26 protein-coding genes are annotated in these 25,253 nt (G+C 63.7%); 19 read left to right on the top strand and 7 right to left on the bottom strand.

Features of this window, described 5'->3' with window-relative positions; translation table 11 throughout:
* Positions 1-1,224 precede the first annotated feature (1,224 nt).
* From HMPREF3227_RS13220 to HMPREF3227_RS03795, 4 genes are all read left to right on the top strand, one after another.
* Positions 1,225-1,362 carry a hypothetical protein gene (locus HMPREF3227_RS13220; RefSeq protein WP_154666909.1) on the top strand — a complete coding sequence of 46 codons (138 nt, stop codon included), beginning with the start codon at positions 1,225-1,227 and terminating at the stop codon, positions 1,360-1,362.
* A gap of 71 nt (positions 1,363-1,433) precedes the next feature.
* Positions 1,434-2,450 (top strand): ATP-grasp domain-containing protein, encoded by a 1,017-nt coding sequence (locus tag HMPREF3227_RS13215; protein WP_156452961.1) that lies wholly within the window; start codon positions 1,434-1,436, stop codon positions 2,448-2,450.
* Positions 2,437-3,522: a SagB/ThcOx family dehydrogenase gene (locus tag HMPREF3227_RS12800; RefSeq protein ID WP_082750238.1), complete on the top strand. Its 1,086-nt coding sequence runs from the start codon at positions 2,437-2,439 to the stop codon at positions 3,520-3,522. Before HMPREF3227_RS13215 ends, HMPREF3227_RS12800 begins: the two co-directional genes overlap by 14 nt.
* Before the next feature lie 78 nt (positions 3,523-3,600).
* Complete coding sequence (locus HMPREF3227_RS03795) at positions 3,601-4,788, top strand: MFS transporter (RefSeq protein ID WP_066484621.1); 1,188 nt, start codon at positions 3,601-3,603, stop codon at positions 4,786-4,788.
* Here HMPREF3227_RS03795 and HMPREF3227_RS03790 read toward each other — a convergent pair.
* The gene (locus tag HMPREF3227_RS03790) at positions 4,785-5,783 is read right to left on the bottom strand and encodes an NUDIX hydrolase (RefSeq protein ID WP_066484618.1); all 999 of its coding nucleotides are present in this window, start codon (positions 5,781-5,783) and stop codon (positions 4,785-4,787) included. The genes HMPREF3227_RS03795 and HMPREF3227_RS03790 overlap by 4 nt on opposite strands.
* A gap of 145 nt (positions 5,784-5,928) precedes the next feature.
* Between HMPREF3227_RS03790 and HMPREF3227_RS03785 the strand changes: the two genes are divergently transcribed.
* Genes HMPREF3227_RS03785 through HMPREF3227_RS03760 form a run of 6 tightly spaced genes read left to right on the top strand, consistent with a single transcriptional unit; the run spans position 5,929 to position 11,431 of the window.
* Complete coding sequence (locus HMPREF3227_RS03785) at positions 5,929-6,927, top strand: NAD(P)H-dependent glycerol-3-phosphate dehydrogenase (RefSeq protein ID WP_066510382.1); 999 nt, start codon at positions 5,929-5,931, stop codon at positions 6,925-6,927.
* An 11-nt stretch (positions 6,928-6,938) separates the two neighbouring features.
* Positions 6,939-8,018, top strand: a complete 1,080-nt coding sequence (locus tag HMPREF3227_RS03780) for a D-alanine--D-alanine ligase family protein (protein WP_066484610.1) — start codon at positions 6,939-6,941, stop codon at positions 8,016-8,018.
* 38 nt (positions 8,019-8,056) lie between these two features.
* Positions 8,057-8,971 (top strand): ABC transporter ATP-binding protein, encoded by a 915-nt coding sequence (locus tag HMPREF3227_RS03775; protein ID WP_230384188.1) that lies wholly within the window; start codon positions 8,057-8,059, stop codon positions 8,969-8,971.
* Complete coding sequence (locus HMPREF3227_RS03770; protein ID WP_066510380.1) at positions 8,972-9,730, top strand: ABC transporter permease; 759 nt, start codon at positions 8,972-8,974, stop codon at positions 9,728-9,730.
* Positions 9,731-9,741: 11 nt separating this feature from the next.
* A complete protein-coding gene (locus tag HMPREF3227_RS03765) occupies positions 9,742-10,845 on the top strand; it encodes a sensor histidine kinase (protein ID WP_148138770.1) in 1,104 nt (367 codons plus the stop codon).
* Positions 10,838-11,431: a response regulator transcription factor gene (locus HMPREF3227_RS03760; RefSeq protein WP_066484590.1), complete on the top strand. Its 594-nt coding sequence runs from the start codon at positions 10,838-10,840 to the stop codon at positions 11,429-11,431. Before HMPREF3227_RS03765 ends, HMPREF3227_RS03760 begins: the two co-directional genes overlap by 8 nt.
* On the opposite strand, the gene HMPREF3227_RS03755 is transcribed toward HMPREF3227_RS03760, so the two are convergent.
* Positions 11,428-12,333 carry a DUF3515 domain-containing protein gene (locus HMPREF3227_RS03755; protein WP_066484587.1) on the bottom strand — a complete coding sequence of 302 codons (906 nt, stop codon included), beginning with the start codon at positions 12,331-12,333 and terminating at the stop codon, positions 11,428-11,430. The genes HMPREF3227_RS03760 and HMPREF3227_RS03755 overlap by 4 nt on opposite strands.
* Before the next feature lie 5 nt (positions 12,334-12,338).
* On the opposite strand from HMPREF3227_RS03755, the gene HMPREF3227_RS03750 reads away from it, so the two are divergent.
* Genes HMPREF3227_RS03750 through HMPREF3227_RS03715 form a run of 8 tightly spaced genes read left to right on the top strand, consistent with a single transcriptional unit; the run spans position 12,339 to position 19,389 of the window.
* Positions 12,339-13,322 (top strand): thiamine-phosphate kinase, encoded by a 984-nt coding sequence (locus tag HMPREF3227_RS03750; RefSeq protein WP_082750237.1) that lies wholly within the window; start codon positions 12,339-12,341, stop codon positions 13,320-13,322.
* Positions 13,322-13,924, top strand: a complete 603-nt coding sequence (locus tag HMPREF3227_RS03745; protein WP_066484584.1) for a uracil-DNA glycosylase — start codon at positions 13,322-13,324, stop codon at positions 13,922-13,924. The genes HMPREF3227_RS03750 and HMPREF3227_RS03745 overlap by 1 nt, the downstream gene beginning before the upstream one ends.
* Positions 13,925-13,935: 11 nt before the next feature.
* The gene (locus HMPREF3227_RS03740) at positions 13,936-15,273 is read left to right on the top strand and encodes a DAK2 domain-containing protein (protein WP_066510377.1); all 1,338 of its coding nucleotides are present in this window, start codon (positions 13,936-13,938) and stop codon (positions 15,271-15,273) included.
* Positions 15,274-15,277: 4 nt separating this feature from the next.
* The gene (locus tag HMPREF3227_RS03735) at positions 15,278-17,350 is read left to right on the top strand and encodes an ATP-dependent DNA helicase RecG (protein ID WP_066510371.1); all 2,073 of its coding nucleotides are present in this window, start codon (positions 15,278-15,280) and stop codon (positions 17,348-17,350) included.
* 27 nt (positions 17,351-17,377) lie between these two features.
* Positions 17,378-17,605 (top strand): acyl-CoA carboxylase biotin carboxyl carrier protein subunit, encoded by a 228-nt coding sequence (locus tag HMPREF3227_RS03730; RefSeq protein ID WP_066484565.1) that lies wholly within the window; start codon positions 17,378-17,380, stop codon positions 17,603-17,605.
* On the top strand, positions 17,602-18,183 hold the full coding sequence (gene rsmD, locus HMPREF3227_RS03725) for a 16S rRNA (guanine(966)-N(2))-methyltransferase RsmD (protein WP_066510369.1): 582 nt from the start codon (positions 17,602-17,604) through the stop codon (positions 18,181-18,183). The genes HMPREF3227_RS03730 and rsmD overlap by 4 nt, the downstream gene beginning before the upstream one ends.
* Positions 18,176-18,649, top strand: coding sequence for a pantetheine-phosphate adenylyltransferase (gene coaD / locus HMPREF3227_RS03720; RefSeq protein ID WP_066484558.1), 474 nt, complete (start codon positions 18,176-18,178; stop codon positions 18,647-18,649). The genes rsmD and coaD overlap by 8 nt, the downstream gene beginning before the upstream one ends.
* Positions 18,649-19,389 carry a sulfite exporter TauE/SafE family protein gene (locus tag HMPREF3227_RS03715; protein ID WP_066484555.1) on the top strand — a complete coding sequence of 247 codons (741 nt, stop codon included), beginning with the start codon at positions 18,649-18,651 and terminating at the stop codon, positions 19,387-19,389. The genes coaD and HMPREF3227_RS03715 overlap by 1 nt, the downstream gene beginning before the upstream one ends.
* Before the next feature lie 318 nt (positions 19,390-19,707).
* Here HMPREF3227_RS03715 and HMPREF3227_RS03710 read toward each other — a convergent pair whose 3' ends face one another.
* The 4 genes from HMPREF3227_RS03710 to HMPREF3227_RS03695 form a co-directional block, all read right to left on the bottom strand.
* Entirely contained in the window at positions 19,708-20,472 is a 765-nt protein-coding gene (locus HMPREF3227_RS03710; RefSeq protein ID WP_066484552.1) for an amino acid ABC transporter ATP-binding protein, read from the bottom strand.
* The gene (locus HMPREF3227_RS03705) at positions 20,473-21,396 is read right to left on the bottom strand and encodes an amino acid ABC transporter permease (protein WP_066484544.1); all 924 of its coding nucleotides are present in this window, start codon (positions 21,394-21,396) and stop codon (positions 20,473-20,475) included.
* Entirely contained in the window at positions 21,389-22,270 is an 882-nt protein-coding gene (locus tag HMPREF3227_RS03700; protein ID WP_066510366.1) for an ABC transporter substrate-binding protein, read from the bottom strand. Before HMPREF3227_RS03700 ends, HMPREF3227_RS03705 begins: the two co-directional genes overlap by 8 nt.
* Positions 22,271-22,367: 97 nt before the next feature.
* The gene (locus HMPREF3227_RS03695; protein ID WP_066484536.1) at positions 22,368-22,655 is read right to left on the bottom strand and encodes a hypothetical protein; all 288 of its coding nucleotides are present in this window, start codon (positions 22,653-22,655) and stop codon (positions 22,368-22,370) included.
* Between the two features lie 66 nt (positions 22,656-22,721).
* Here HMPREF3227_RS03695 and HMPREF3227_RS03690 point away from each other — a divergent pair, with 66 nt between their 5' ends.
* Entirely contained in the window at positions 22,722-24,281 is a 1,560-nt protein-coding gene (locus HMPREF3227_RS03690) for a hypothetical protein (RefSeq protein ID WP_066510363.1), read from the top strand.
* On the opposite strand, the gene HMPREF3227_RS03685 is transcribed toward HMPREF3227_RS03690, so the two are convergent.
* Positions 24,278-25,090 (bottom strand): DUF368 domain-containing protein, encoded by an 813-nt coding sequence (locus tag HMPREF3227_RS03685; RefSeq protein WP_066510357.1) that lies wholly within the window; start codon positions 25,088-25,090, stop codon positions 24,278-24,280. The genes HMPREF3227_RS03690 and HMPREF3227_RS03685 overlap by 4 nt on opposite strands.
* Positions 25,091-25,253 lie beyond the last annotated feature (163 nt).

Here is a 25,253-nt window from a genome sequence, read left to right as displayed (position 1 = left end):
ACGGTCATGAACTGCGCCCCGTTTTCCTGACTGGGTTAATTCTAAATGGTTTGGGTCTTTGCAAGGGACTGGTTCCGATATTGCATCGGGGCCAGGTCCTTGAATTGTTCCTGCTGGCTGGTCGCGTTGTATTACGCTCAACATCGGGTCCCGCCGGCATAGGAAACATCCTTCCGTTACTTCGTGCCCTCCATCAAACCCGGGCTAGCTCAGCATACAGTGTGCGTGCCATGTAGACGCAAAAACTCTGTGTGAACAGTCTTTGCAGGTAGTCCATGAGAATCCTGTCGCGTATCTCCATTCAGCCCTGGCTGGTGCGAAGATAGGTAATATCCCCGCATAGCCCAGTGGTGCTGAGCGTGGCTTGTTGGTAGGGGTGTTGTGGAACGGTGGTAGGGCTGGATTCCGACTAGGCGGTAGGGCCGGGCAGCTGGCCTCGTCGGGGCCAGCTGCCGGGCCTCTAATCCGATCGACTACTCGTTGGCGCCATGTGTGGCGCTTGCCAGGTGTTGGCACATGTCGTAGTCGCCGAGTTCGGTGCGCTGTCCGGCCTCAACACCGAAACACCAGTCGCCCAAGTGGCATAAACACTAAATTAACGAGTTTCCCGTCCACAAAACTTGACACAGCCCAAACGAGCTGAACCGCGTCTATGTAGTGTCTGGCGGCTTAGATGGAAAGTATGATTCCGGTGATCGGAAAGCATGCGCTGCGGGGACTGCAGCGGGGGTGATTTTCTTGTAGTCGACGGGCGTCCCAGTGAGTACGGGGCGTCCGCATCGACCACGAAAGGGGTCCGTTGATGTCAACGGATTACCGCGCGATCATGCTCGCGCTTTTACACGAGTAAACTTACGCCGCAATCTCTGCGCGACTGAGATGCTCATCGAAGACAATTCGCCAAGTCCGCTCGGTCTTGGATGTCCACGGCTTCAGTGTTGATGACGTTGCCGGCTTGTCCGACGGGCAACTGGAACCAAGCGCTAAACACCCGCAACAACCAGCTCAAATGTAAAGGTGGGACACAGCCAATTATGCGAAACCCGGGCTATCAGCTATGCCGTTTTTGGAGGTAGGTTAGTAGTGCAGATTGAGGTTGACCTGGTTGGCGGCCACTTCATTGTTGAATATAAATCATAAAAGCCTTCCAAAGTGATTCAGTTCACTGTAGTATGTTGCTTGGGTCACGCAAGTGGCCAAGGTCAATTGAAGGAGGGAACGAATATGATTCCGCAGATGTCTGATATTGCGCAACAAATTCTTGAGGAAAATGTTGAGCCAGCTACCGAATCTCAGCTGGGGGATTTTGTCGACGAATACCGTATCCAGAATGCCGCGTGGGAGCACAAGAAGGATTTTTAATCTTTTACTTGTTTGTTTCCTGACGCTGGGCGGGCCCTCAGGGCCCGCCCAGCCCTTTGGGTGGAGTTTGTATGCAGTACCTGATCGACCATGGCTTGAAACTTAATTTGACAGGAAAATCTCGCGACTTTCAAACGGCGTATCGCAATACGTTCGACTGTCGTGAAGAGGGATTGGGCGATTACATTCTTATTTTGACGCGCCACGACGATTCTGAAGTCGATCAGCTGTCCTTGTCTCTGGCCGCACTGGGAATCCCGATGGTGCGGTTAAATTCTGATGATGTCAAGGCTGTTACTACAACGGAGGTGTTTATGGATGGAACCATGTCATTGAATGGTTACCATGGACGCCCACGGTTGGTGTGGCGTAGGCACTTTGCACCAGAGGGGATACCAGTGTCGCAGGGGGTTGATCAACTAGAACGAATTTATGTTCAGAATCAGGTGGAAGCGCTAGGCGATACTTTGACTGAAGTGATCGAACGCTCGATAAACGGTGATACTACTGCTCGAACGCGGCTGAATCAGCTAAGGGTAGCACGGGAATGCGGATTTGAAGTCTTATCCAGTTGGATTGGGTTGCAACCTTCGACTCCACTTGGAGCAGCTATTGCAAAGCCAATCGGAACGCATTGGGTCGAATATCCTTCACATGAATTGACGGGAGTAATGCCCAAGGTTGTTGGTGACGGTTTCTGTGCCAATCTGGAGAAAGTACCAGTTCTGCTCCAAGAATACCTTGAGATCGAGTTTGAATTACGAGTCTTTGTTGCGGGTGAAAAAATGGTCGCAGTTTCAATTTGGAACTGTGCTGATGCTAGATCCCTTTGGTTGGATAATTCGGGCCTCGAGATGCGGGAGGAAGAGTTAGATCCAAAATTGGAATCGCTTATACGAAACTATTGCGAACGAACCAAAACGGAACTTTGTGCTATCGATTTCGTTGTTAGTGATGGATACTATTATTTTTTAGAAGCCAATGTGCTTTTTGATTGGGTTTTTTATGAGCGTTTGATTGAGACGAACGTGATCTCGGAGCTGTTTTTGCATTGGATAGCAAAGGAGTTTGCCCTTGTTAATTCCTAGCAACTTTGGTTTTTTGGTGCTTCGCTCGGACGGCTTTATCTGGGATGACCCATTATATAAAGTTCAAACTCCAATTTCGGTTGAGGATTTAGACTTGCTGCGGTCTTATCAAGAGGATCGCTTACTCGGGAAGCTGCCTGATGATTCAGCGCTTGGGTACAGAAAATACGAGAAATTGGTGAATCTTAATGTACTTGTGTTAGTGAATTCGGAGCGTTTTGCTGACGAGAGTAAAGTCATGGATTCTTGGGGCCAGTTGCCTAACCTGTTGAGGAACTACGTCGCTGCGAGCAGGGTTACTTCAGGGTCGGCGCGGATTTCAAAGCAAGCCCATGACTCAGCTTTGTACGAAGATGCTGAGTATTTTGGCATTCCTAAACATTGTTGGGAACTTTCAGACGAGTGGAGCTTGGAGACTGGCCCCGCTGTTTCGTTGAGTGAACCCTTCGGGAATAGGGAGCAAGAGATTCTTTCTCAAATTTCTAGACGGCGACGTTCGGAACGTTTTTTCAACGGCCCTTATGTTCTTAGCTGGGGCCAGTTGTCCACGATTCTTCGGTTCGCCGCGGGCTATCATGACATTCCCGGGATTGGTGGGGAACATGTTCATTTTGGAACGGTTTTTCGGAACGCTCCATCTGCCGGTGGTCGAGGTTCCACCGAGGTTTTTGTGAGGATTGGCCCAGGCATCGACATTGAACCCGGCTATTATCTTTACAATCCAAGACGTGATCAACTTATTTTTCAAGCCGAAATTGACACCCCGGAAGAATGGGAAGTGGCATTGTCGGGACAGAATTGGGTGACGGATGCGCCAGTGCATCTCATATTGGCTGGTGATCCACAACTAATTTCATGGAAGTATAAGTCTCTAAATGCGTTGAAGGGGCTTCTGCTAGACATCGGTCATGTTAGTCAGTTGGTTCTACTAATGGCTGAATGCCTCGGAGTCAGAACTCGTCCTGTTGGCTTATTCCTTGAAGATCGGTTAGAGAAGATTCTTTCTATTGAGCCATCGAGGTTTGTTTTTGGTGTGATAATTGCCTTGGGAAAACCTCATTCCAAAGTTTGATTAATTAGAGCAGTGACGGCTTCTGATTGGCCCAAATTTGGGTCTGTGAATTCCGCTTTCTTAGGAAAGGAATTATTTTTGAAAACTCTCGATTTCCGCCTCTACTGGCTTTCCGATGTCCTCGCCCAAATCACCGGCGTTGCGGCCGGACTCGCGGTCCCGCTTGTCGTGTTTCGGCACACGCAGGACATGGTGGCCACGGGCATCGTGAGCACGGCCTCCGGCATCGCGTCGATGGCGGGCGCCATCGTGGGCGGGACGATCGCCGATAAGTACGCGCGCAAGCCGGTCATCATTGGCTCGAATCTCCTCGCCGGCTTTCTCGCATTCGGACTCGCGTGGACGGCGCTGCCGGGGAATTTTAGCGTCGGGCTTTTTGGCACGCTGCTGTGCGCCTTCATGTTCTGCTATTCCATCGGCCAGGCCTGCGCGGATCCGTCTCTGCCACAGCTTGTCGCCGAGGAGGATATTGCGGCGGCGCAGGGCTTCATCCAAGCTCGTATGCAATTCGCTGGGCTCATTGGCCCTCTCCTCGGCGGCGTGCTCATCGACGTTGGGGAGTGGGTGCCATTCGCGGCGGCGGGCACGGGCTGCCTCGTCGCGGGAGCGTGCTTCCTCTTCATCCGCGCCGACCTTAACCCCGAGTCGCGCGCCACGGAGAATTTCTTTGCCGCGACCGCGAAAGGTTTTGCCATCGTGGGCGCAAGCCCCGTGCTGCGATCGCTCATTACCATGCAGGTCTTCGCCAACGCGGCGCTCAGCGGCGCACTCTTCTTAGCCGTCGTGTCGCTTGAAAATGCCGGATTCACCGGCGTGGTCATCGGCATCGCGCGCTCGGCCATCGGTGTCATCGGCATCCTCGGCGCGCTGGCCACGCGCTTTATTCAGCGGACCTTAGCTTTCCGCACCCTCATGCTCGTCAACACGGGCTTCCTCGCCGCGGCGTTGGCGTGTGCGGCGCTCGTGCATGATTCGCTCGCCGTCGTCGTCCCGCTGGGCATCGCGGTGCTCTTCGCGCCGGCGGCGGGCGCAGTCATCTACGCCAAGCTCGTCGAGCTTATCGACGAACACGCCTTCGGCCGCGTGACCACCATCCAGTCGACGACGGTGACCACGCTCAGCGGTGTGTGGAACACCCCGCTCGGGTACATCACGAGCGCGTGGTCCTTCCTTGCCGGCTTCTGGGCCTGCGCGGGGCTCGCGGTGCTGGGCTTTGCCACCACCTTCTTGTTCAACTCGGCGGTGGCGCGCAGCGAGACTCGTTAACGCACCGGCAGCGGACTCGGCAGGTAGTCAGCGCCCGTGAGCTCGCCCTCGTTGAAGGAGAGCACCCACACGGAGGCCTTCTTCGCCTTGAGGTCGTCGAGGGCGTCCTGCATGAACTTAGGGTTGAGCTTGCGGATGACCGCGGGGATGGTCTCGCCCTGGCTTACGACCACGGAGACACCGCCGCGGTCGATGATCTTCTCGAAGGCCTTGAACGCGGCCTTCTTATCGTCGAGCCAGGCCTCGTCGCCGAGGAGCACGTCGCGGTGGATAGGCAGGTTAAGCTCGGCCGCGAGTGGTGCGGCGGTCTGCTCGCAACGGTCGGGCTTCGCGGAGTAGATGGCGGTGGGGTGGTAGGGCAGCAGCATGGGCACGAGCATCTCGGCCTGGCGGCGGCCTTTCTTATCCAACGGGCGCAAGTTATCGTCGCCGTGCCACTTGCTGCGCTCGTGGGCGCGAGCGTGGCGCACGTAGAGGATGCGCGTGGTCGGCGCGTGCTTCAAACGCTTCTCCGCCTTGTCGAGCACCTGCGTGTCCACCTCGTAGGTGAGCAGCTCGCGGGCTTCCTTGAAGGAGAGCCAGCGGATCTCGTCGACCTCGTCGTTCTTTTCGAACTCGCCGCCGATTACTTGGCCCATCCAGTAGTAGACGACCTTCGTACGGCCCTGCACCGGGTAGGTCACCTTGCCGATGAGCTTGCCCAGCTTGACTTCATAGCCGGTTTCTTCCCAGATTTCGCGCGCGGCGGTGGCGGTGAGGGATTCGCCCGGGTCGACCTTGCCCTTGGCCAGGGACCAGTCGTCGTAGTGCGGGCGGTGAATGACGGCGACTTCCGCGTTGTCGCGCTCGCCGCGCCAGAGCACCGCGCCGGCGGCGAGTGTCGTGCGCTTGAACTCGGCGGCGGGGTCGCGGGGAACGGCCTGGTAGCGGCCAGTGATGAGCATCTCCGAGGCCAGGTCCTTGTCGTCTTCGTGCATCTTCTTTTCAGAGACCATGCCCGTTGCTCCTCCACTAGGGTTGGGTAAATCTTTTAGCGTCTAACGCCTTCTATTTTTACTCACGCCCGGCGCGCACGCAGAACTGCCCCGCCCACGTGTCCTAGGATATGAGGGCAACGTACGTACAATGAGAGGGGAAACAATGGTCAACGTCGCGGTCATGGGCGCCGGTTCCTGGGGCACCACGCTGGCGAAGGTCTTCGCTGACGCCGGCAATGAGGTGCGCCTGTGGGTTCGCCGCCCCGAGCTCGCGGAGACCATCGCGACCACCCGCCGCAACGCGGACTACCTGCCGGACGTAGAGCTTCCGGCCGGCGTGACCCCGCTTACCGATGCCGCCGCGGCGCTCAGCGCCGCCGACGTCGTAGTCTTTGGCATTCCCTCTCAGTCCCTGCGTCCCAACCTTGAGGCGTGGGCCCCGCTCCTGCCGGAGGATGCGACACTCGTGTCCATCTCCAAGGGCGTGGAAACCGCGACCCTGAAAAGGATGAGCGAAGTCATCGTGGACGCGACGGGTGCACGGACAAGCCGGGTGGCCGTCTTGTCCGGGCCGAACCTGGCGAAGGAAATCGCGCAGGAGCAACCCGCCGCGACCGTCATCGCGTGCACGGACGAGGAGCGCGCGAAAGCCGTGCAGGAGGCCATCGCGACGTGGTACCTGCGCCCGTATACGAATGCGGACGTCGTAGGCGCGGAGGTGGGCGGCGCGTGTAAGAACGTTATCGCGCTGGCGTGCGGTATGGCCACCGGCCGGGGGCTAGGCACCAATACGCTGGCGACACTTATTACGCGAGGCCTGGCGGAAATCACGCGCCTGGGCGTCCAACTCGGCGCGGACCCGCGCACCTTCGCGGGACTCGCGGGCCTGGGCGACCTGGTCGCGACGTGCTCCTCGGAGCTGTCGCGTAACCGCACCTTCGGCTTCCGCCTGGGCCAGGGCGGCACGCTGGAGGAAGCCAAGGCCGCGACCAACGGCCAGGTCGCGGAAGGCGTGACCTCGTCCGAGTCCATTTTCCGGCTGGCGCAGGCCGTCGGCGTGGAGATGCCCATCACGCAGGCGGTCTATGGCGTGTGCCACCGCGGCGTGCCCGTATCCGACATGGTCGTGGCCCTCATGGGTCGCACCACGAAGCCGGAGTAAGATTCCACCCCATGACGAATAAGACCCGCGTCGCCGTTGTCTATGGCGGCCGCAGCACCGAACACTCCATCTCCTGCGTCTCTGCCGGCGCCATCATGGCGAACCTGGATCCGGAGCTCTACGACGTCGTGCCGGTGGGCATCACCCGTTCCGGCGCGTGGACCCCGGGTTCGCGCGAGGGCCTGAAGATTGAGGGCGAGACGCTGCCCGAGGTCGTCATGGGCGATGAGCTTACGCTCTCGCTCAACCCGGCGACGCGCGGCCAGATCCACAACGTGACGACCGGCGAGCTCTATGCCACCGTCGACGTCGTCTTCCCGGTTCTCCACGGCCCCTACGGCGAGGACGGCACCGTCCAGGGCCTGCTTGAGCTCACCGGCCTGCCCTATGTCGGCCCGGGCGTGCTCGCCTCCGCGGCCGGCATGGACAAGGAGTTCACGAAGAAGCTCGCCGTCGCCGAGGGCCTGCCCGCCACCCCCGAGGTCATCCTGCGTCGCGGCCGCTCCGAGCTTACCGAGGCCGAGAAAGCCACCCTCGGCCTGCCGGTCTTCGTCAAGCCCGCGCGCGGCGGCTCGTCCATCGGCATCTCCAAGGTCTCGGACTGGTCCGAGCTGCCCGCCGCCGTGCAACTCGCCTACGACAACGACACGCAGGGCGACCCCAAGGTCATCGTCGAGGCCGAAATCGTCGGCTCCGAGGTCGAGGTGGGTGTTCTCGAATACCCGGACGGCTCCCTGCGCGCGTCCGTGCCGGCGAAGCTCAACGGCATCGAGGACTCGGACGAGGGCTTCTACGGTTTTGAGACAAAGTACCTCGACGACGTGGTCTCCGCGCAGATTCCCGCTGACTTTGAGCCTGCGATCATCCAGCAGCTCCAGGAGCTCGCCGTCGCGACCTTCCGCGCCTGCGACTGCAAGGGCCTGTCTCGCGTCGACTTCTTCGTTACGGAGGACGGTCCGGTGCTCAACGAGATCAACACCATGCCGGGCTTTACCCCGATTTCCATGTACCCGCAGGTCTTCGCCGCGGTGGACGTGGATTACCCGACGCTGCTGCACACCCTCGTGCAAACGGCGCTTGCGCACGCGTGATGACATTTGTCATCTCGAAGTGATGACGTAACGCTCTGTTGAGCTTGCCCGCGCGCGGCGATGATAGTCAGCATGAACATCATCGACGTCCGCGGCTTTCGCGTACTTATAAGAAATTCACGGCAGTAGACAGCATAAACTTTTCCGTCGCACCGGGTGAGTGCTACGGACTGCTTGGCACCAACGGCGCGGGCAAGACCTCGACGCTCGAGGTTCTCGAAGGGCTAGCTGCCCCTTCTGCTGGCACCGTCGAGGTCCTCGGCGGCGACCCGCGTCGCGACCGCGCCACACTACGCCCGCGCATGGGCATCATGCTTCAGCGTGGCGGCCTGCCCAGCGGGCTCACGGTCCGCGAGACCATGAAGCTATGGGCGGGCACCTGCTCCAACCCCCAGCCTGCCGATGCCGTCTTGGACCAGGTTGACCTCCTCCATAAGGCCGACACGAAGGTCGGGGCGCTCTCCGGCGGCGAGCAGCGCCGCCTGGATCTCGCGTGCGCCCTGCTCGGCGGGTCTGAGCTTATCTTCCTCGACGAGCCGACCACAGGTCTTGACCCAGAGTCGCGCCGCAACGTCTGGCGCCTGCTGCGTGAGCTCAAGGAATCCGGCGTGACGATGGTTCTCACCACGCACTACCTCGAGGAGGCCGAGTACCTCTGCGACCGCCTGTGCATCTTGCACCGGGGCCGCATCGAGCTCGAGGGCACGCTCGCGGAGCTCGTCGAGACGCGCGCGTCTGAAATCGTCCTCGAGCCGGCCCTCGTGCCGGAGACCCACGCCAGCCAAGCGATCTACGAAGGGGACCGCGTCATCGTCCACACGAACAACCTGGTGACCGATACCCACGGGATCCTTGCCTGGGCACAGGACAATGGCGTGACCTACACGCATTTTGCTGCCCGCCCCGCCACCTTGGAAGACGTCTTCCTCTCTATCGCCGAAGGAGTGAAGTAAATGACCACCCTCATCTCGCCCCGCCGTGCCGTCGCCTTGTCCCGCGCAGAATCCACGCTGTTCCTTCGCAATCCCACGCTCATGGTCATGGCCCTGTTCATGCCCCCATCCATGGCGCTTATCATGTACGGCATTTATGACAGCCAAACCGGAATTGAGCCGCGGTTGGCGGCCGGGTTCGCCTCCGAGATTTTTGTCCTGGCCGCGCTCATGTTCGTGCAGTTCTACTCGGTGCTCTCCGCCATCACGGCCCGGCGCGATGAGGGCGTGCTCAAGCGCCTGCGCACCGGCGAGGCCACCGATGCCGAGATTCTCTCCGCCGTCGCCGTGCCCGGCGCGCTGATTACCATCGTGAGCACCCTGGTCGTATCAGTAGTGCTCAGCGGACTCGCTGGTGGCACGCCTACCGATGTCTTGCGGCTGGTGCTTGCCGTTGGCTTTGGACTTGCGCTCTCGACCGCATTCGCTTTCGTCACCTCCATCTACACCCGCAGCGTTGAGTCCGCACAGGTGACCTCACTGCCGGTTATGGCCATGGCGATGCTCTCCCAGTCCGGCATTCGCGAGATGATGCCCGAGCGCCTCCGTGAACTTGTTGACTACACGCCGTTCGCCGTGATTTCCGACTTCTCGCTGTCCTCCTGGACTACGGAGCCGGTCGGCATGGGGGTAGTCCAGGGCGTGCTCATTCTGCTGGTGTGGACCCTCGCCCTGGGGTACTGGGCCTATTCCTGCATGCGCTGGGACTCCCACCGCTAAAGTATCCAGACGTGAACTTCTTACCAGCCCCGGGAGCGCCGCGCTTTGTGTGGTGGTCCCGTTTGGGGCTGCACATGATCAATGCTGTGCTCGTGGTAGTCGGTGCCAGGAACTGGGGAAGCCTCACCACGCTCCCCGGTGCGGGAGCAGTCGCCGCGTTGGTCTGCACCGCGGCCACCGCCACCGTCGTCATTGAGCGCCTGCCCGAATACAACCTTGCTCCACGCCGCCCGGTCGACGCGTGGCTGCATCTTAATTACTACGGCGGCCTAGGGATCGTCGCAGGTTGCCTTGCCGTGGTCACGGTCGGCCCAGCGGAGTGGGCGCAGGCCGCCGCGGGCACGGCCGTGATTGTTGCCTCGATTATTGCCGGTTCTTCGCTGCCGCGCTTTCCGGCGGCGTGGCTCCACGCCGTGGTGCTCACCGTCATTATGTGGCTGTTCCTGGGCTCTGCCCTCGCGGCGCCTCTGTTGATTCTGCCCGCGCTGTGCTACGCCTCCGCCGTGCTTACCCTGTGGTACGTGGGCAGCCTCAAGACCTCGGAGCGCGCCCGGCACCTCGAAGCCGCGCTCAAGGTCAGCGACGAGCGCTTGCGGTTTGCCCAGGAGCTGCATGACACGCTGGGGCAGAACCTCGCCGCGCTGTCTATCAAAGCGGAGCTGGCCCGTGCACTCGTCCGCCGCGGCGACCCACGTCTCGACGAGGAGCTGGAAGAAATCCAGCGCCTCACCAAAGTCTCCATGACGGATATGCGCGCCGTCGTCGATGGCTACCGCCGTGCCTCGCTCGACACGGAGCTAGCAGGTGCCCGCCAACTGCTCGAGGCCGCTGACATTCGCGTCGCGGTTACTGGCGAGATCGCAGACGTCCCGCCGCAGCACCGCGAGCGCGCCGGATGGTTCGTGCGCGAGGCCGCGACAAACGTGCTCAAGCACGCCCGAGCCACGTACGTTGACATCGAAGTACAGCCCAACGCCATCAGCCTGCGCAACGATGGTGCCCACGGGGAGGCTGGCGAAGAAGCCGGGCTGGCCGCCCTGCGCCGCCGCGGCACGGATATCCACACCCATCACGCTAACGAGACCTTCACGGTCGAAATGAGGTTCCATGATTAAGGTCGCCATTGCGGACGACGAAGCGCTCGTCGCGCAATCCCTGGCCACGCTGCTCGGGCTCGAAGACGACATCGAGGTCGTTCGCACCGCCTGCTCGGGTCGCGAGCTCATCGATTGGTGCGCGGTGCACCCCATCGATGTGGCGGTCCTCGACTTGCAGATGCCCGGTCTCGACGGAATTGATACGGCCGCCCAGCTGTCCGATGCCGCCGTCCTCATCGTTACCTCCCATCCGCGCCCGCAGGCGCTTAAGAGGGCCCTAGCCGCAAACGTACTGGGATTCGTGCCCAAGACATCCTCGGCCGAACAGTTCGCTCTAGCGATCCGGACGGTCGCGCAGGGAAAGCGATTCCTCGACCCGGAAGTCGCGGCGCTGGCAATCTCGGCAGGCGAGTCACCGCTCACCGACAGTGAGGCGCGTGTCCTCGACGCCGCGGGTACGGGTGCCTCGGTCGCAGACATCGCCGCGCAGGTTTGTTTGGCGGCGGGCACGACGCGCAACTACCTTTCCTCGGCGATGGCAAAGACGGGCGCGCAGAACCGCTTCGAGGCTTATACCGTCGCCCGCGAGCGCGGCTGGATTTAGTTCGCGACCTGCTTCGTGGACTTTGTCAACGCGTCGCTGATGTCCACCAAGGCATCTGCGGCGACGTCCTGCGGCACGGACAACGCCACGTTGACGTCGCGGCCCAACGCGAACCACGTTGAGGCGGTCGTGCCGCCGGCCAGCGTCGTGTCCTCGAACCACGGCACGTCGTTGACCTGCTGGAGCTGCGCGCCAGCCTGGTAGCCGGGGGCGTCCTCGACGCCGCAGCGTAGCTCGATGGGCTCGCGGCCGTCCGCGGTCCAGACAAGCGTGTTCTTCGCGGTGCCCTCGGGCAGCTGGTCGAGGCGCGTGTAGTCGCCGAGCTCGCGCGGGGCGGCCTTGAGGAAGGCGGCGCATTCGCCGGGGCCAGTCTTCAGCGAGGCGAGGGCCGCGGGGAAGCGTTCCGGGGCATCACCGGTGAGCGCGCCGAGGTCAAGCCCCGTGGGCTCCTGGTCGTCGAAGGTCGTCACGGCGACGACGGGGGAGCGGTCCGCCGTGTACCACGAGGTGAGGTTCGAGCCCGGCGTCATGTCGCGGACCTTGAGCCACGTCGTGCCATCCACGTCAGTGGTGTGCGCGTACGGGGTGTACTGATAAGGCATGGGCACGCCGCAGCGCAGCGTCACCGCCTCGCCGGAGTTCGTGGACCATGCAGCCACGCCCTCGGGCACGGGGTCGGCGACGCTCGCGCGCGGGTGCCCCATGAACTTCTCGGGCAGCGCGTCGATAAGGGCGGCGCACTCCGCGGAGCCAGACTCGGGCGAGTCGACTGGCGACATGGCGACGGGGGCGCGTTCGATATTCTCGAAGACATACTTCGAGCCAAAGATGACTCCAAAGATCAGCGCCAGCGCGAGTGCAAGAGAAACGTAGATGGCGGTGCGGTTAAATAGTGGGGTCATACCCCATGAGTCTAGAGACGAAAGAAGAACGCGTGAAACTCACCCCGACGCTGGCGGAAATTGGTGAAAAGCGGGTCATCGAGGCGATCACCTCGGTAGCACCAAGCTCCATCAATGGCGATGACGCGGCAGTCCTCCACACGCCCGTTCCCAACCGTCGCACGGTGGCGACCACGGACCTCCTCGTCGAGGGACGCCACTTCCGGCTCGACTGGTCCACGCCGGAAGAAGTGGGCCACAAGGCCATTGTCCAGAACTTCGCAGACATCGAGGCCATGGGCGCGCGTCCGGCCGCAGCCCTCCTCGGCCTCGCCGCGCCTGCCGACACCCCCATTTCCATCGTCCAAGGCATCGCGCGCGGCATCGCGGAGGCGTCCTCGCACTACAACACGGAGCTCGTGGGTGGCGACGTCACCCAGGCTGGCGAGCTCGTCGTGTCCATTACCGCCATCGGCGCGCTGGGCGGCGACCGCCAGGCGCTCACGCTCGACCGCGCGCGCCCCGGCCAACAGGTCGTCGCGCACGGCAAGATTGGTTGGTCCGCTGCCGGCCTCGCGCTGCTCGAGCGCTTCGGCCGCGCGCTGCCCGAAGAGCATTCCGAGCTCTGGCCGCTCATCGACGCCCACTGCGCGCCGTGGATTACCCCCGGCCGCGGCCAAGTCGCCCGCGCCACCGGGGTGACGGCGATGACCGATAACTCGGATGGCCTCATCCCGGACCTCAGCACCATCGCCGCGTGCTCCGGGGTAAGCATCGACCTCTTCGCCGACGCCATCAAGCCGGATCCTCTGCTCGTTCAGGCCGGCGCGCTGCTGGGCCGCGACCCGCTCGAGTGGGTCCACGCCGGCGGCGAGGACCACACGCTGCTCGCCACGACGGCCAAGCCGGCCCCCAGCGGCTTCCGCGTCATCGGCGAGGTCGTGCGCGGCGAGAGTGTGACCGTCGACGGCAGGCCGTCCCCCTATACGAAAGGCTGGGCCTCCTTCTAATGCACCCCACCTGGGAAAATATCCTTCACGACGTCCCGCGCCCCCACATCGACGGCGAGTTCCTGCCGCCCGCAGCTGACGTCTACCGCGCCTTCGACATGCCGCAGCCCGACGTCAAGGTACTCATCGTCGGCCAGGACCCGTATCCCACGCCCGGCCACGCCATGGGTCTGGCATTCTCCACCGCAGCAGGCGTGAAACCCCCGCGCTCGCTCGTCAACATCTATAAGGAACTCTACGACGACCTCGGCATCGACGCGCCGCACGACGGGGATCTGACGAAATGGACCGAGCAAGGCGTCCTGCTGCTCAACCGCGTGCTCACCACCGCGCCGGGTCAGGCGGGTGCGCACCGTCGCCAGGGCTGGGAGGCCGTGACCGAGGCCGCCATCCGCTCGCTCAACCGGAAGCCCATGGTCGCCATCCTCTGGGGCAAAGACGCCCAAGCCTGCGCGCGGTTTATCCCGGATGTCCCGCGCATCGAGTCGCCGCACCCGTCGCCGCTGTCCGCGCGCCGGGGCTTTTTCGGCTCACGGCCGTTCTCCCGTGCGAATCAACTTCTGGCGGACCAAGGTGCCGCCCCCGTGGACTGGCGCTTGTAAGATACGTGACTATGTCTCAACCGGAATCCTTAGACGCGGACGGCCTCTACCACTGGGCGCAGCGCGCCGTGGCGGAGCTCGCCCGGCACCGCGCCGATATCAACGCACTCAACGTGTTTCCGGTCCCGGACGCTGACACCGGCTCCAATATGGCGCACACCATGGAGGCTGCGCTCGCGCAGGCCGACCGTGGCGGTGACGTCGCCGAGGCCCTCGCCGTCGGCTCCGTGCGTGGCGCCCGCGGCAACTCCGGCATGGTCTTGTCCCAGGTCCTGCGCGCGCTCGCAGACTCCACCACGGACTCCCGCGTGGACGCCGCCGCGCTTGCCGATGCCCTCTCGCTCGCCGTCGAGCTCGTCGACCGCGCCATCGCCGACCCTGTCGAAGGCACCATCGTCACCGTCTTGCGCGCGTCCGCCGCTGCTGCCGATGCCGCCCTCGCCGAGGGCATAGCTCTCTACCCGCTGCTCCAGCGCGTGCTCGCCGCGGCACAGGAAGCCCTCGATGCGACGCCGTCCCAGCTGCCTGCCCTGCGCGAGGCGGGCGTCGTCGATGCCGGCGGCGCGGGCCTGCTCGTGCTGCTCGATGCGCTGCGCGCGGAGCTCGACGGCGCGCAGCTCACCGAGGCCGCCGTACCCGCCGAGTCCACCGGCGAGCTCGAAGTCATCTTCTACTTCGAAGGCGACGTCGACGCGCTCACAGCCGACATCGCGCCGCGGGGCAATTCGCTCGTCGTCGCCCGCGATGGCGAGCGCGCCGCCCGCGTGCACATTCATACGACCGAGGCCGGACCGCTCGTCGAACTCGCGTTTGCGCGCGGCGCCGTGTCGAACCTGCGCCTGGAGGCGCTGCCGGGCGTGCCGGAGGGGGCATCGGAAAGCGTGGGGCGCACGGTGTGGGCTGCGGCTCCGGCCGGTCCCTTGGCCGAGCTCTTCGCGGGCGCGGGCGCAGAGGTCGTTGAACCCGGCCGCGCCGTCGAGGCGAACCCCGGCGATATCTTCCTGGTCAACGGCTCGAAGGGCGACGCCGGGGAAGCGCGCGTCGTGCCCACAGATTCCTACGTCGCGGGCATCGCGGCGCTGTCGGTCTACGATCCCACGAACGCGGACACCGATGCCGTGGTGTCGACCATGCGCGATGCGGCGCGGTCCATGCGGGTCGTGCGCCCGGCGGCGGTGACCTTTGATGCGCTCGTCGTGGCGACGCGCCGTCTGCTCGCCGAGGGCGGGGAACAGGTGACGATCCTCTCCGCGCGCGCCGTGGACGCGACGGCGCTAACATCGAAGCTCGGGGTGGAAGTCATGGCGCTCACGGCCCCGGGGATCGAAACGGAAATCGGAGTGGAGTAGGCACATGTTGGGGTGGCGTGACGACCGGCCGTTGGCAGACGTCTTGCCTGCGGAGGCCGTAAAAACCCTGCGGAAGTCCTTTAAGTTTTCCACGTGTGGCGACCTGCTCGCGCACTATCCGCGCACATACCTGCGCGGCTCGACGGATGTCGGGGCCGGCGGGGCCATCGAGGGCGAGTACGTCACCGTCACCGCGTCCGTCGTCAACGTCACTCAGTCCGAGACGCGCACGGGCAAGCGGGTTATCAACGTGGCGCTCGACAACGGCTTCCAGGCCGCGTTCTTCGGCCAAATGTGGGTCTTCCGCGTGCTGCGGCCGGGCGCGCGCGTGATCATCGCCGGCAAGCTGAAATTTTTCCGGCATACGCCGCAGTTGCAGAACCCCAAGTTCATGCTGCTGGGCAAGGATGCGAAGAAGGCCCAGGGGACGAAGGAGTTTCGGGAGCTGGCGATGTTCGGCTCGCTCGCCGAGCTGCTCGCGGACCGGCCGTGGATTCCCATCTACCCGGCGACGGACAAGGTGAGCTCGTGGTTCCTGCTCGGTGCCATTCACCAGGTGCTCGAGTCGCTGCCGGAGATCCCGGAGCCCCTCGACTACGAGGTGCCGCTGAGCTATGACCAGGCGCTGCGCCAGGTCCACGAGCCGCCCTTCGAGGGCCCGTATATGGCCATCCACCGCTTGAAGTACAACGAGGCGTTAACGGTAGGGCTCGTCATGGCGCTGCGCCGCCGCGATGCGCTGGGCCACGTCGCCCCGGCTTTGCCGCCGCGCGAGGACGGCCTGCGCGCGGCGCTGCTGTCCTCGCTGCCGTTCGAGCTCACCCAGGGGCAGCGCGACGTGCTCGGCGAAATCTCGCACGATATCTCGCAAGTCTTCCCCATGCAACGCCTGCTCCAGGGCGAGGTCGGCTCGGGTAAGACGATGGTCGCGCTGCTTGCGATGCTTCAGGCCGCGGACTGCGGATACCAGTCCGCGCTGCTCGCGCCCACGGAGGTCCTGGCCGCGCAGCATTTCGCGTCGATTTTCGCGCAGGCTCCGGCGGGGGTCAACGTCGTGCTGCTTACCGGCTCGATGAAGACGGCGGCCAAGCGCCAGGCGTTGCTCGATATCGTCAGCGGCGAGGCCGACATCGTGATCGGAACGCACGCGATCATCCAGGACACCGTGGAGTTCTACGACCTGGGTCTCGTGGTCGTCGACGAGCAGCACCGTTTCGGCGTCGAGCAGCGCGACACGCTGCGCGGCAAGGCACAGCAGTATCCGCACATGCTCGTGATGACGGCGACGCCCATTCCGCGCACGATCGCCATGACGGTCTTTGGCGACCTGTCCGTCTCGACGCTGCGCGAGCTGCCCGGCGGACGCAAGCCCATCCAGTCCTTCGTCGTGCCGGAGTCCAACGAGGCGTGGGTCGCGCGCGGTTGGGCGCGCATCCGCGAGGAAGTCGCCAAGGGCCACCAGGCGTATATCGTGGCGCCGCGCATCGAGGAGGCCGGCGGCGTTAAAAAGCTCATGGAGGAACTTGAATTCGGGCCGCTGCGTGGGCTGCGCTTGGCGATGCTCCACGGCAAGATGTCCGATAAAGACGAGGTTATGGCCGCCTTCGCACGCGGGGAGTACGACGTGCTCGTCGCCACGACCGTCATCGAGGTCGGCGTCGACGTGCCGAATGCGACCATCATGCTCATTCGCGAGTCCGAGAACTTCGGTGTCTCCCAGCTCCACCAGCTGCGCGGCCGTGTGGGCCGTGGCGGCAACGCCTCGCTGTGTCTCTTCCACACGCTAGCCGCGCCCGGGTCGGCGTCGTTCCAGCGCGTGAACGCCATTGCTCAGACGAGCTCCGGCTTCGACTTGGCCGAGCTCGACCTCGCCAACCGCAAGGAGGGCGACATCCTGGGCACGCTGCAGTCCGGCGAGCACCGCACGCTGCGGTTGCTCAACCTGCTTACCGACGGCGAGACCATCTCGCGGGCCAGCTTCGACGCCACCGGGCTCGTGGCGCGCAACGAGCAGCTTGCGCGAGAACTCGTTGCGGAGCTCACGGAGGACGAGCAAGCGTATCTCGACAAGTCCTAGCGGAAGCCGTGCGCTAAGGTGTTACGCATGAACATTTGCGCGCCTTTTGCTGGTATCGTGCGCTACCACGTCGCCGCGGGCCAAGCCGTCGAGGCCGGGCAGGTCATCGCCACGGTCGAGGCCACGAAGCTTGAGTCTCCCGTCGCTACGCCTGGGCCCGGCGTCGTCACGTCCTTGGCACACGCGGACTTTGATGACGTCCATGGGGGAGACGTTCTGGCCGTCGTGGGGGCATTGGAAGCAGGTGCGGCATGACGCGCATTATCGCAGGCGAAGCGCGCGGACGCCGGCTCAAGGTGCCCGAGGAAGGCACCCGGCCGACCTCGGACCGTGCGCGCGAGGGCCTGTTTTCTTCGCTCACCATGCGCTGGGGCTTTGAGGGATCGCGCGTGCTCGACCTCTTTGCAGGCTCCGGCGCGTTGGGACTCGAGGCCGCCAGCCGCGGTGCCGACGAGGTCGTGCTCGTCGAGCAGTCTTCCGCTGCCGCCCGCGTCATCCGCCATAACATCGGGGTGGTCAAGCATCCAGGCGTGACGCTCAAGGAAATGAAGGTGGGCACGTATTTGGCGACGGCGCCGCGCGGGTACTTCGACATGGTGCTCGCGGACCCGCCCTATGCGTTTGATGACGTGGACGGGCTCGTGGCCGCCATTGAGCCGGTGCTTGAGGACCGCGCCATCGTGGTCATCGAGCGGCCCGTGGACTCGGCGCCGACGGTTTGGCCTGCCGGGTTTACGGAGACGGGCCAGAAGTTGAAGAAGCGCACGTTTGGTATCGCGCGCATGGATATGGCGATTTTCGACCGAAGCGAACTGAAGGCGAGCAATGACTAAGAAGGCCGTGTGCCCGGGGTCCTTTGACCCGATGACGATGGGGCACCTGGACATTTTCACCCGCGCGAGCCACCTCTTCGATGAGGTGACAGTGCTCGTGACAGGTAACCCGGATAAGCCGTCAGGGCTGTTCACGGTAGAGGAGCGCGTCGCGCTTATCCGCGAGGTCGTGCCGGAGAATATCAAGGTCGATTTCTGGTCGGGCTTGCTCGTGGACTACACCTCGGAGCACCACATCGACACGATCGTAAAGGGGCTGCGTTCCTCGCTCGACTACGAGTACGAGCTGCCCATGGCGCAGATGAACCGTCGTCTCACCGGCGTAGAGACCACTTTCTTGCTCACGGATGAGAAGTACGGCTACATCTCGTCCTCGCTGGCCAAGCAGGTCGCGCAGTTCGGCGGCGACGTCACCGGGCTCTTCCCAGAGCCCGTCCATCGAGCAGTCGTGGAAAAATTCGCGTAATGCTCGTCGCTCTGGGTGTTTTTGTCTCTATCTTCCTCGGCTCCTGTCTTCAGCGCGTGTCTGGCATGGGTATGGGACTCGTGGGCGGGCCGCTGCTCATGCTCTTGCTCGGTCCGGTGCAAGGCATCATGGTCATTAACGTGTTGGCGTGTATCAACGCGGCGATGCTCACCTACACCGCGCGCGAACGCGTGGACTGGCGCAAGTTCGGTGCCATTGCCTCCGTCATGGTCTTTGGCTCCATCCCGGCGGCGTTCCTCATTCGCTCCATCGATACCGCACCGTTGCTCGTCATCGCGGGCGCGGCGCTGCTCATCGCGCTCGGCGTGGTGACCTTTGGCAAGAAGTATGTGCCGCACCTGCACGGCCTGGGTCCCATGCTTTCGGCCGGCGTGCTGGGCGGCTTTACGAATACGCTCGCGGGCATCGCGGGCCCCGTCATCACGGTCTACGCGCAGGCGGCGCGCTGGGAGCACTCCATGTACACGGCGACGCTTCAGCCCATCTTCATGGTCGGCGGCGCCATCTCTGTGACGGCAAAACTCGTCACGGGTGCGGGATCGCTCTCACACGCCTCGTGGCTCGTATGGCCGGCGGGCATCCTGGGCATGATTCTGGGCATCGCCATCGGCACGCGCCTGGCTGGGCGCATTCCGCGCGACAAGGCGCACATGCTCTCGCTCGCCGTGGCCGCAGCGGGTGCCGCCGTGGCGATGTTCCGTGGTGTGGGTCAGCTCTAGCTGTTCGCGAATTCCTCCTCGAGCAGTTGCCTTTCTTCTTCCACCCACGCCGCTCTAAGACCCCGCGACCATCCATCTCGTTGACGGCGTTGTGATAGTGGCACGCAATCGTAAGTTTCTCCGACTCGGTCAAGCCGCGTACCTCGTCTGCGATGTCGAGCCCCGGGCCAACAGGCTGGCCAGCTTCCCCATAATGGTCGTGCACCATACACTCAAACGAACGCAGTCCTCCGGCAAGCGGAGGACTGCACATTTTTTGTGGAACCCAAAAGATACTGGGGCACAAGCTGCGCGAACGGGGTCGCGGCGGCGATAACTTTACAGCAGGGAGGACAGGAAAGACTTCGTGCGATCGTGCTGCGGGTGGTCGAAGACCTGTTCCGGAGTTCCGTGCTCGAGGACGCGGCCGCCGTCCATGAAGTAGACGGTATCGGCGACCTCGCGGGCAAAGCCCATCTCGTGAGTGACAACGAGCATGGTCATGCCGCCGGCGGCGAGGTCCTTCATGACACGCAGGACTTCGCCCACGAGCTCGGGATCGAGGGCAGAAGTCGGCTCGTCGAAGAGCATGAGCTTCGGATCCATGGCGACGGCGCGGGCAATAGCCACGCGCTGCTGCTGGCCGCCGGAGAGCTGGACGGGGTAGGCATCCGCCTTGTGGGCGAGGCCTACTTGGTCGAGGAGCTCCATGGCGCGCTTTGTGGCGGCATCGGCAGGCTGCTTTTTGACCTGGACGGGAGCCTCGATGATGTTCTCGAGGACCGTGCGGTGGCTAAAGAGGTTGAAGGACTGGAAGACCATGCCGATGTCCTGGCGCTGGCGGGCGGCTTCCTTCTCCGAGATCTCGTAGAGGACGCCGTCGCGCTCCTTGTAGCCGATGATCTCGCCGTCGATGTAGAGGCGGCCAGCGGTGACCTTCTCCAGGTGGTTGCAGCAGCGCAGGAAAGTGGACTTGCCGGAGCCGGAGGGGCCGAGGAGGACGGCAACTTCGCCGGGCTGGACGGTGAGATCGATGCCCTTCAAGACCTCGAGCTGGCCGAAGGCCTTGTGGACGTTAACCGCCTCAATCATGGGAGTAGTCATTTACTTGCCCTCCTGGGTGTCGGGGATGACGGAGATATTGCGGGGGATGGTGCCTTCGGCGTCGGCGAGGGAGGCCAGCTGGCGGGCAGTGAGCTCGCGGGTGGCGCCGCGCTCGAAGTAGCGCTCGAGGTAGTGCTGGCCAACCATGAGGATGGACGTGATGACCAGGTACCAGGTCGCGGCGACGAGGAGGAGCGGGATGGGCTCGAAAAGAGCGGCCGAGATATCCGTGGCGCGGCCAAAGATTTCGTGAGTGTAAGGGATGGCGACAACGAGAGACGATGTCTTGAGCAGAGAGATGAACTCGTTGCCGGTCGGCGGGATGATGATGCGCATGGCCTGGGGGAGGACGGTACGGCGCATGGTCATGGCCCAGCCCATGCCGAGGGCCTTGGAGGCTTCCTTCTGGCCCTCGGGGACGGAGGAGATGCCAGAGCGGACGATTTCGGACATGTACGCGGCCTCGTTAAGACCGAGGCCGAGGACGGCGAGTACAAAGGCGTTGGTCAGCACGCCCTCGAGGGAAATCTCGGCGAAGCCCAGGTTAATGGACTGGTAGAGCGCGGAGAGCAGGCCCCAGAAGACGAGCTGGACGTAGACTGGGGTGCCCCGGAAGATCCACAGGAAGACCCAGGCGACGGCGCTTAAAACCGGGTTGGGCGAGAGACGCAGGACGGCGAGGAGCACGCCGCCGACGACGCCGATGATCATCGCCAGCAAGGTAATGGCGATAGTGTGCAGCGAGGCCACTGCGATGCGCGTGTCGAAGAGGTACTGGAAGTACGTGCCCCAACCGTAGGCCTCGTTGCGGGCAGCGTCGATGATAAACCACGCGGCGAGGACGACGAGGAGGACGGCGAAGCACACGCGCCATGGATGGCGCAGCGGGCGCGCCTCGATCTTTTCAGGAGCTGAATTAGGCATTGATCGGCCTTTCGTTAATCATGGCGTGCTCGACGAGTCCTTCGTCGATGCCCCATTGGTGGAGAATCTCGGCGTAGACGCCGGTGTCGATGAGATGTTGGAGAGCCGCTGCGGCGGCGGGGCCGAGCGAGGAGTCCTTGGGAACTGCGAAGCCGTAGGGGGCGGCATCGAAAATTTCGCCGGTGGTCTCCATCTTGCCGTCCGCACGGTTGACAGCCCAGGCGGCGACAGGGGAGTCGGCAGACAGGGCGTCGGCGCGGCCGGTGAGCACGGCGAGCGCCGCGTTGTCGGCCGTGTCGTAGGACAGGATGGTGATTTCGTCCTTGCCTTGCGCGAGGCATTCCTCGTTCTTCGGGCGAACGTCGTCGGTTTCGGAGACCGTCGTGCGCTGCACAGCGACGGTCAAGCCGCAGGCATTGTTGGGATCGACCGGATTATCCGGGCGTTGGACCCACTGGATGCCGGCGTAGAGGTGGTCGATGAAGTCGTAGTTCTTACGGCGTTCCTCGTTGTCCGTAAAACCGGAGCCGCCCATATCGGTCTGCCCGGAGGAAATGGCCGGCAGGATCATGGAGAAGTCCTGCTGCACCGGCTTGAATTCGAGGCCCATGGTTTGGGCCACGGCGCGGGCGAGATCCATCTCGAAGCCCACGATGTTGCCCTCGGAGTCCTTGAATTGGAAAGGCGCGAAGGGCGGGTTGGTGCCGACGGACAGGATGCCGTCAGAGTCGGAGACCATCGCGGCGATCTCGGGGACCGCCTTGACGTCGATCTGCTGCCAGCCGTCGGGGACGGCGGGCTCGACGTTGGTCACGCAGCCTGTCAGCGCGAAAGCGCTCAGCAGAACCGCGGCCAGCGGAAGCGTGTGTTTCATATGTGCAGCCCTTGTCGAAGCTCAAAGTGGAATCCGGCCGCAATGAATGAATTGCGGTGGGATGTATTATTTCCAAATTAGCACGGGGCTGCCGAAACTAAGGGATCAGGCGCATGATTTCGCCGACGATGGAGCCGACGACCACGAAACCGAGAAGCGCGAAGGCGCCGTCGACGAGCACCTGGAGGAATTTATTGGTGGCCTCGTTGTCCGTGGGCGAGACGTTTTCGTCGAGCCACTTGATGTAGGACGAGCCCTTGAGGTTGGACTCGCTGGAGGCGTCCGACTGGGATACCTGAGACGAGGATTGGTCAGCGGCGATGGCCTGCAGCGGGGCGAGGGTGACCGTGGCGGCGGTAGCGATGGCGACGAGAGTGCGGCGCATGGAAACTCCTTGGGGTAAAGCGTCTACAGTCTGGGGTCTAACCCTAGCACCGGAGGAGGCGAACGTATGAGGACGTGGATCCTCGTTGCCCTGGGACTCGCCGCGCACGCGGCGCTGGCCGCGGGCGGATGGTTCTACTGGGACGACTTCACGCTGCAGGCGCAGGCGCGCGAGACTGGCTGGTGGGAGCTCATGTGGACGCCGCATGACGGGCACCTTATGCCGGCGGGCTGGATCGTGGTCAAGGTGCTGGCGCACGCGGCGTATCTGTCGTGGCCGGCGGCGCTGGCGGCGTTGCTCGTTCTCCAGGCAGGAGCGGCGGTGGCGGTGTTCGCAGGGTTGCGCGAGGTCGTGCGGCTCATGGATGGGCCGACGTGGCGCGTCGATACGGGGCTCGCGGTGTATTTCCTGTTGCCGGTGGGCTGGCCCGCGGCGGCGTGGTTCGCGGCGGGGCTTGCGTCGCTGCCGGTGCAGGCGGGCCTGGGCCTGGCGATGTGGGCCGCAGCGCGGTGGGTGCGCACGGGCCGGGAACTGTGGATCGTGCCCGCGGCCGTACTGGGTGCGGCGGCGTTCTCGGAGAAGGCCTTGCTTATCGCGCCGGTGGTGGTCGCGGTTCTGCTGCTCGCGCGGCGGCCGTGGTGGCCCGTGGCCGTGGCCGGCGGCGTGCCGACGCTTGTGTGGGGCGCGCTCTACCTGTGGCTCGTGCGCCGGGAGACAGAGCCGGTGGGCGGACTGCTGGGCTTCGTGGCGGAAGGCTACCTGCGGGCGGCCGTGCCGGGCATAAGTGGGACCGCTTGGCAGTGGCAGCGCTGGCATCCGGGCCCGCCGTTCCTTGATGCTGCGTGGTGGTCCCTCGCGGCGGGTGTCGCGGTACTCGCTTACGCCGCGTGGCGGCTGCGCCGCTGGGCGTTGCTGCCGCTGCTTTATCCGATCGTGCCGCTCGTGGCGCTCTACCTCGCGCGTTCGAATGCAGAGGCAGGCGTAGAGCAGGCCATGGCGCTGCGCCAGTTCGCGGAAGGCGCGGTGGTCGCGGCGTTCGCGGTGGCGGCGGGCTGGCGGCCGGTCCGCCATGCGGCGTACAAAACGGTGCACAAAGCGGTGGGGGCGGTGCTCGCGGCGAGCGCGCTCGTGGGCCTCGTGGCCTTCGGCGCGCGGTGGTGGGACCAGCCCGCCCGCGAGTATGTGGGCACCCTGCGCGCGGCCGAAGGCCCGGTCCTCAACCAGGACGTGGATTGGGATGTGCTCAGCCCGGCGGTCGCGCCGTACAACACGGTGGCGGCCCTGGCTCCGGAGAAGGTGGCGCCGGCCGTCGAGCGGCTCCAGCGCGTCCAGCCTGATGGGACGGTGAGGGATGTGGAGATGTGGAATATGAGGGCAACGGAAAGCTCCTGCGCGGGGGAGCTGGCCCTCGATGGGCCCTTGATGGACCGCGAGTGGACGGTGCGTCTGAATTATCTCGCGCCTGCGGAGGGGGACATCGCGGTGGCGCTGGACGGCGCGGCCACGACCTTCACGGGGAAGGAGGGTCTGCACCAGGTGTATCTGCACGTCACCGGCGGCGGCTCAACCCTGCGGGTGAGCGCGCCGGCGGGCACGTGCTTCGGCGTGAGCCAGATTGGGCTTTAATTCTTCGCCATGCGGCGGTCGATGAGGATGAAAGCACCGACGATGGCGATACCCGCCGCCATGGCGAGCACAATGCTTCCGATGCCCGCATCCTGGCCTTCGCCGAAGGGCCACAGCGCGCGCAGGGAGCCGAGCATAAAGCCGGACATCGCCATCAGCGTCGGCGCGCGGTGGTTATCGAGCAGGTAATTGAGGAGCTTGACGAAGCCCGCGAGGCCGCACAACGCGCCCGCCATGAAGACAAGCAACGTGGGAATGTGGCGGTCCGAGACTGCGCCGATGATGGGGGCGTAGAGGCCCATCGTAAGCAGGATGAGCGAGCCGGATACGCCCGGCAGGATGAGCGCGCACACCGCGATGGCGGCGGCGAAGAAGACGATGATGAGGCTCGGGTCCTCGTGCGGGGCGGAGGTGAAGCCGGTGACGAAGAAAGTGGCGACGGCCGCGACGATGAGCGCAATCCAGCCCGAGGGCTTCTTCTTTTCTTCCGCGCCGAGCATGGACAGCGGCACGATAACGGAGATGGCGACCATGCCGAAGAAGAGCGCGTTGGACACCGACACCTGGGACTCGACGAAATTGTGGAGGATCGTGGAGAACCCAAAGACGGCGGCGAGCATGCCCACTGCGACCGAGATGAGGAAGCCCCACTCGATTTTCTTGAACTTGCACGAGAAAATGAAGTTGGCGTTGTGCAGGGCGCGCTCGTAGATGCCGACGATGAGCGCCACCGTGCCGCCCGAAATGCCCGGGACGAGCTCGGCCATGCCGATGAGAGCGCCGCGCACGGCGTTGAGTATGTAATGCATGCGCCTCAAGATATAGGGGACAGGTGCACGAAGGGGACTGCCGCGCGGGTGAGTACTGGTGAAACCACCAGGGCGATCTGAAATGCTGCGTCGCGCGGATCCGGTCAGCGCAACCGTGGAGGAGGCGCCGTCTGCTCGTCCTTTGCGTTGATGATAACCGAGC

Source organism: Corynebacterium sp. CMW7794 (assembly GCF_001563605.1).
In the GTDB taxonomy this organism is placed as follows: Bacteria; Actinomycetota; Actinomycetes; order Mycobacteriales; family Mycobacteriaceae; genus Corynebacterium; species Corynebacterium phoceense.
This window is presented reverse-complemented; position numbering and strand designations above follow the sequence as displayed.

Bases quoted from the DNA above. Each gene is read 5' to 3' on its own strand.
- HMPREF3227_RS03745 (WP_066484584.1), top strand. From the start codon at position 13,322: ATGCACCCCACCTGGGAAAATATCCTTCACGACGTCCCGCGCCCCCAC.
- HMPREF3227_RS03735 (WP_066510371.1), top strand. From the start codon at position 15,278: ATGTTGGGGTGGCGTGACGACCGGCCGTTGGCAGACGTCTTGCCTGCG.
- HMPREF3227_RS03740 (WP_066510377.1), top strand. From the start codon at position 13,936: ATGTCTCAACCGGAATCCTTAGACGCGGACGGCCTCTACCACTGGGCG.
- HMPREF3227_RS13215 (WP_156452961.1), top strand. From the start codon at position 1,434: ATGCAGTACCTGATCGACCATGGCTTGAAACTTAATTTGACAGGAAAA.
- HMPREF3227_RS03750 (WP_082750237.1), top strand. From the start codon at position 12,339: ATGAGTCTAGAGACGAAAGAAGAACGCGTGAAACTCACCCCGACGCTG.
- HMPREF3227_RS03710 (WP_066484552.1), bottom strand. From the start codon at position 20,472: ATGACTACTCCCATGATTGAGGCGGTTAACGTCCACAAGGCCTTCGGC.
- HMPREF3227_RS03705 (WP_066484544.1), bottom strand. From the start codon at position 21,396: ATGCCTAATTCAGCTCCTGAAAAGATCGAGGCGCGCCCGCTGCGCCAT.
- HMPREF3227_RS03685 (WP_066510357.1), bottom strand. From the start codon at position 25,090: ATGCATTACATACTCAACGCCGTGCGCGGCGCTCTCATCGGCATGGCC.
- HMPREF3227_RS13220 (WP_154666909.1), top strand. From the start codon at position 1,225: ATGATTCCGCAGATGTCTGATATTGCGCAACAAATTCTTGAGGAAAAT.
- HMPREF3227_RS03760 (WP_066484590.1), top strand. From the start codon at position 10,838: ATGATTAAGGTCGCCATTGCGGACGACGAAGCGCTCGTCGCGCAATCC.
- HMPREF3227_RS03695 (WP_066484536.1), bottom strand. From the start codon at position 22,655: ATGCGCCGCACTCTCGTCGCCATCGCTACCGCCGCCACGGTCACCCTC.
- rsmD (WP_066510369.1), top strand. From the start codon at position 17,602: ATGACGCGCATTATCGCAGGCGAAGCGCGCGGACGCCGGCTCAAGGTG.
- HMPREF3227_RS03755 (WP_066484587.1), bottom strand. From the start codon at position 12,333: ATGACCCCACTATTTAACCGCACCGCCATCTACGTTTCTCTTGCACTC.
- coaD (WP_066484558.1), top strand. From the start codon at position 18,176: ATGACTAAGAAGGCCGTGTGCCCGGGGTCCTTTGACCCGATGACGATG.
- HMPREF3227_RS03780 (WP_066484610.1), top strand. From the start codon at position 6,939: ATGACGAATAAGACCCGCGTCGCCGTTGTCTATGGCGGCCGCAGCACC.
- HMPREF3227_RS03730 (WP_066484565.1), top strand. From the start codon at position 17,378: ATGAACATTTGCGCGCCTTTTGCTGGTATCGTGCGCTACCACGTCGCC.
- HMPREF3227_RS03790 (WP_066484618.1), bottom strand. From the start codon at position 5,783: ATGGTCTCTGAAAAGAAGATGCACGAAGACGACAAGGACCTGGCCTCG.
- HMPREF3227_RS03700 (WP_066510366.1), bottom strand. From the start codon at position 22,270: ATGAAACACACGCTTCCGCTGGCCGCGGTTCTGCTGAGCGCTTTCGCG.
- HMPREF3227_RS03770 (WP_066510380.1), top strand. From the start codon at position 8,972: ATGACCACCCTCATCTCGCCCCGCCGTGCCGTCGCCTTGTCCCGCGCA.
- HMPREF3227_RS03785 (WP_066510382.1), top strand. From the start codon at position 5,929: ATGGTCAACGTCGCGGTCATGGGCGCCGGTTCCTGGGGCACCACGCTG.
- HMPREF3227_RS03715 (WP_066484555.1), top strand. From the start codon at position 18,649: ATGCTCGTCGCTCTGGGTGTTTTTGTCTCTATCTTCCTCGGCTCCTGT.
- HMPREF3227_RS03690 (WP_066510363.1), top strand. From the start codon at position 22,722: ATGAGGACGTGGATCCTCGTTGCCCTGGGACTCGCCGCGCACGCGGCG.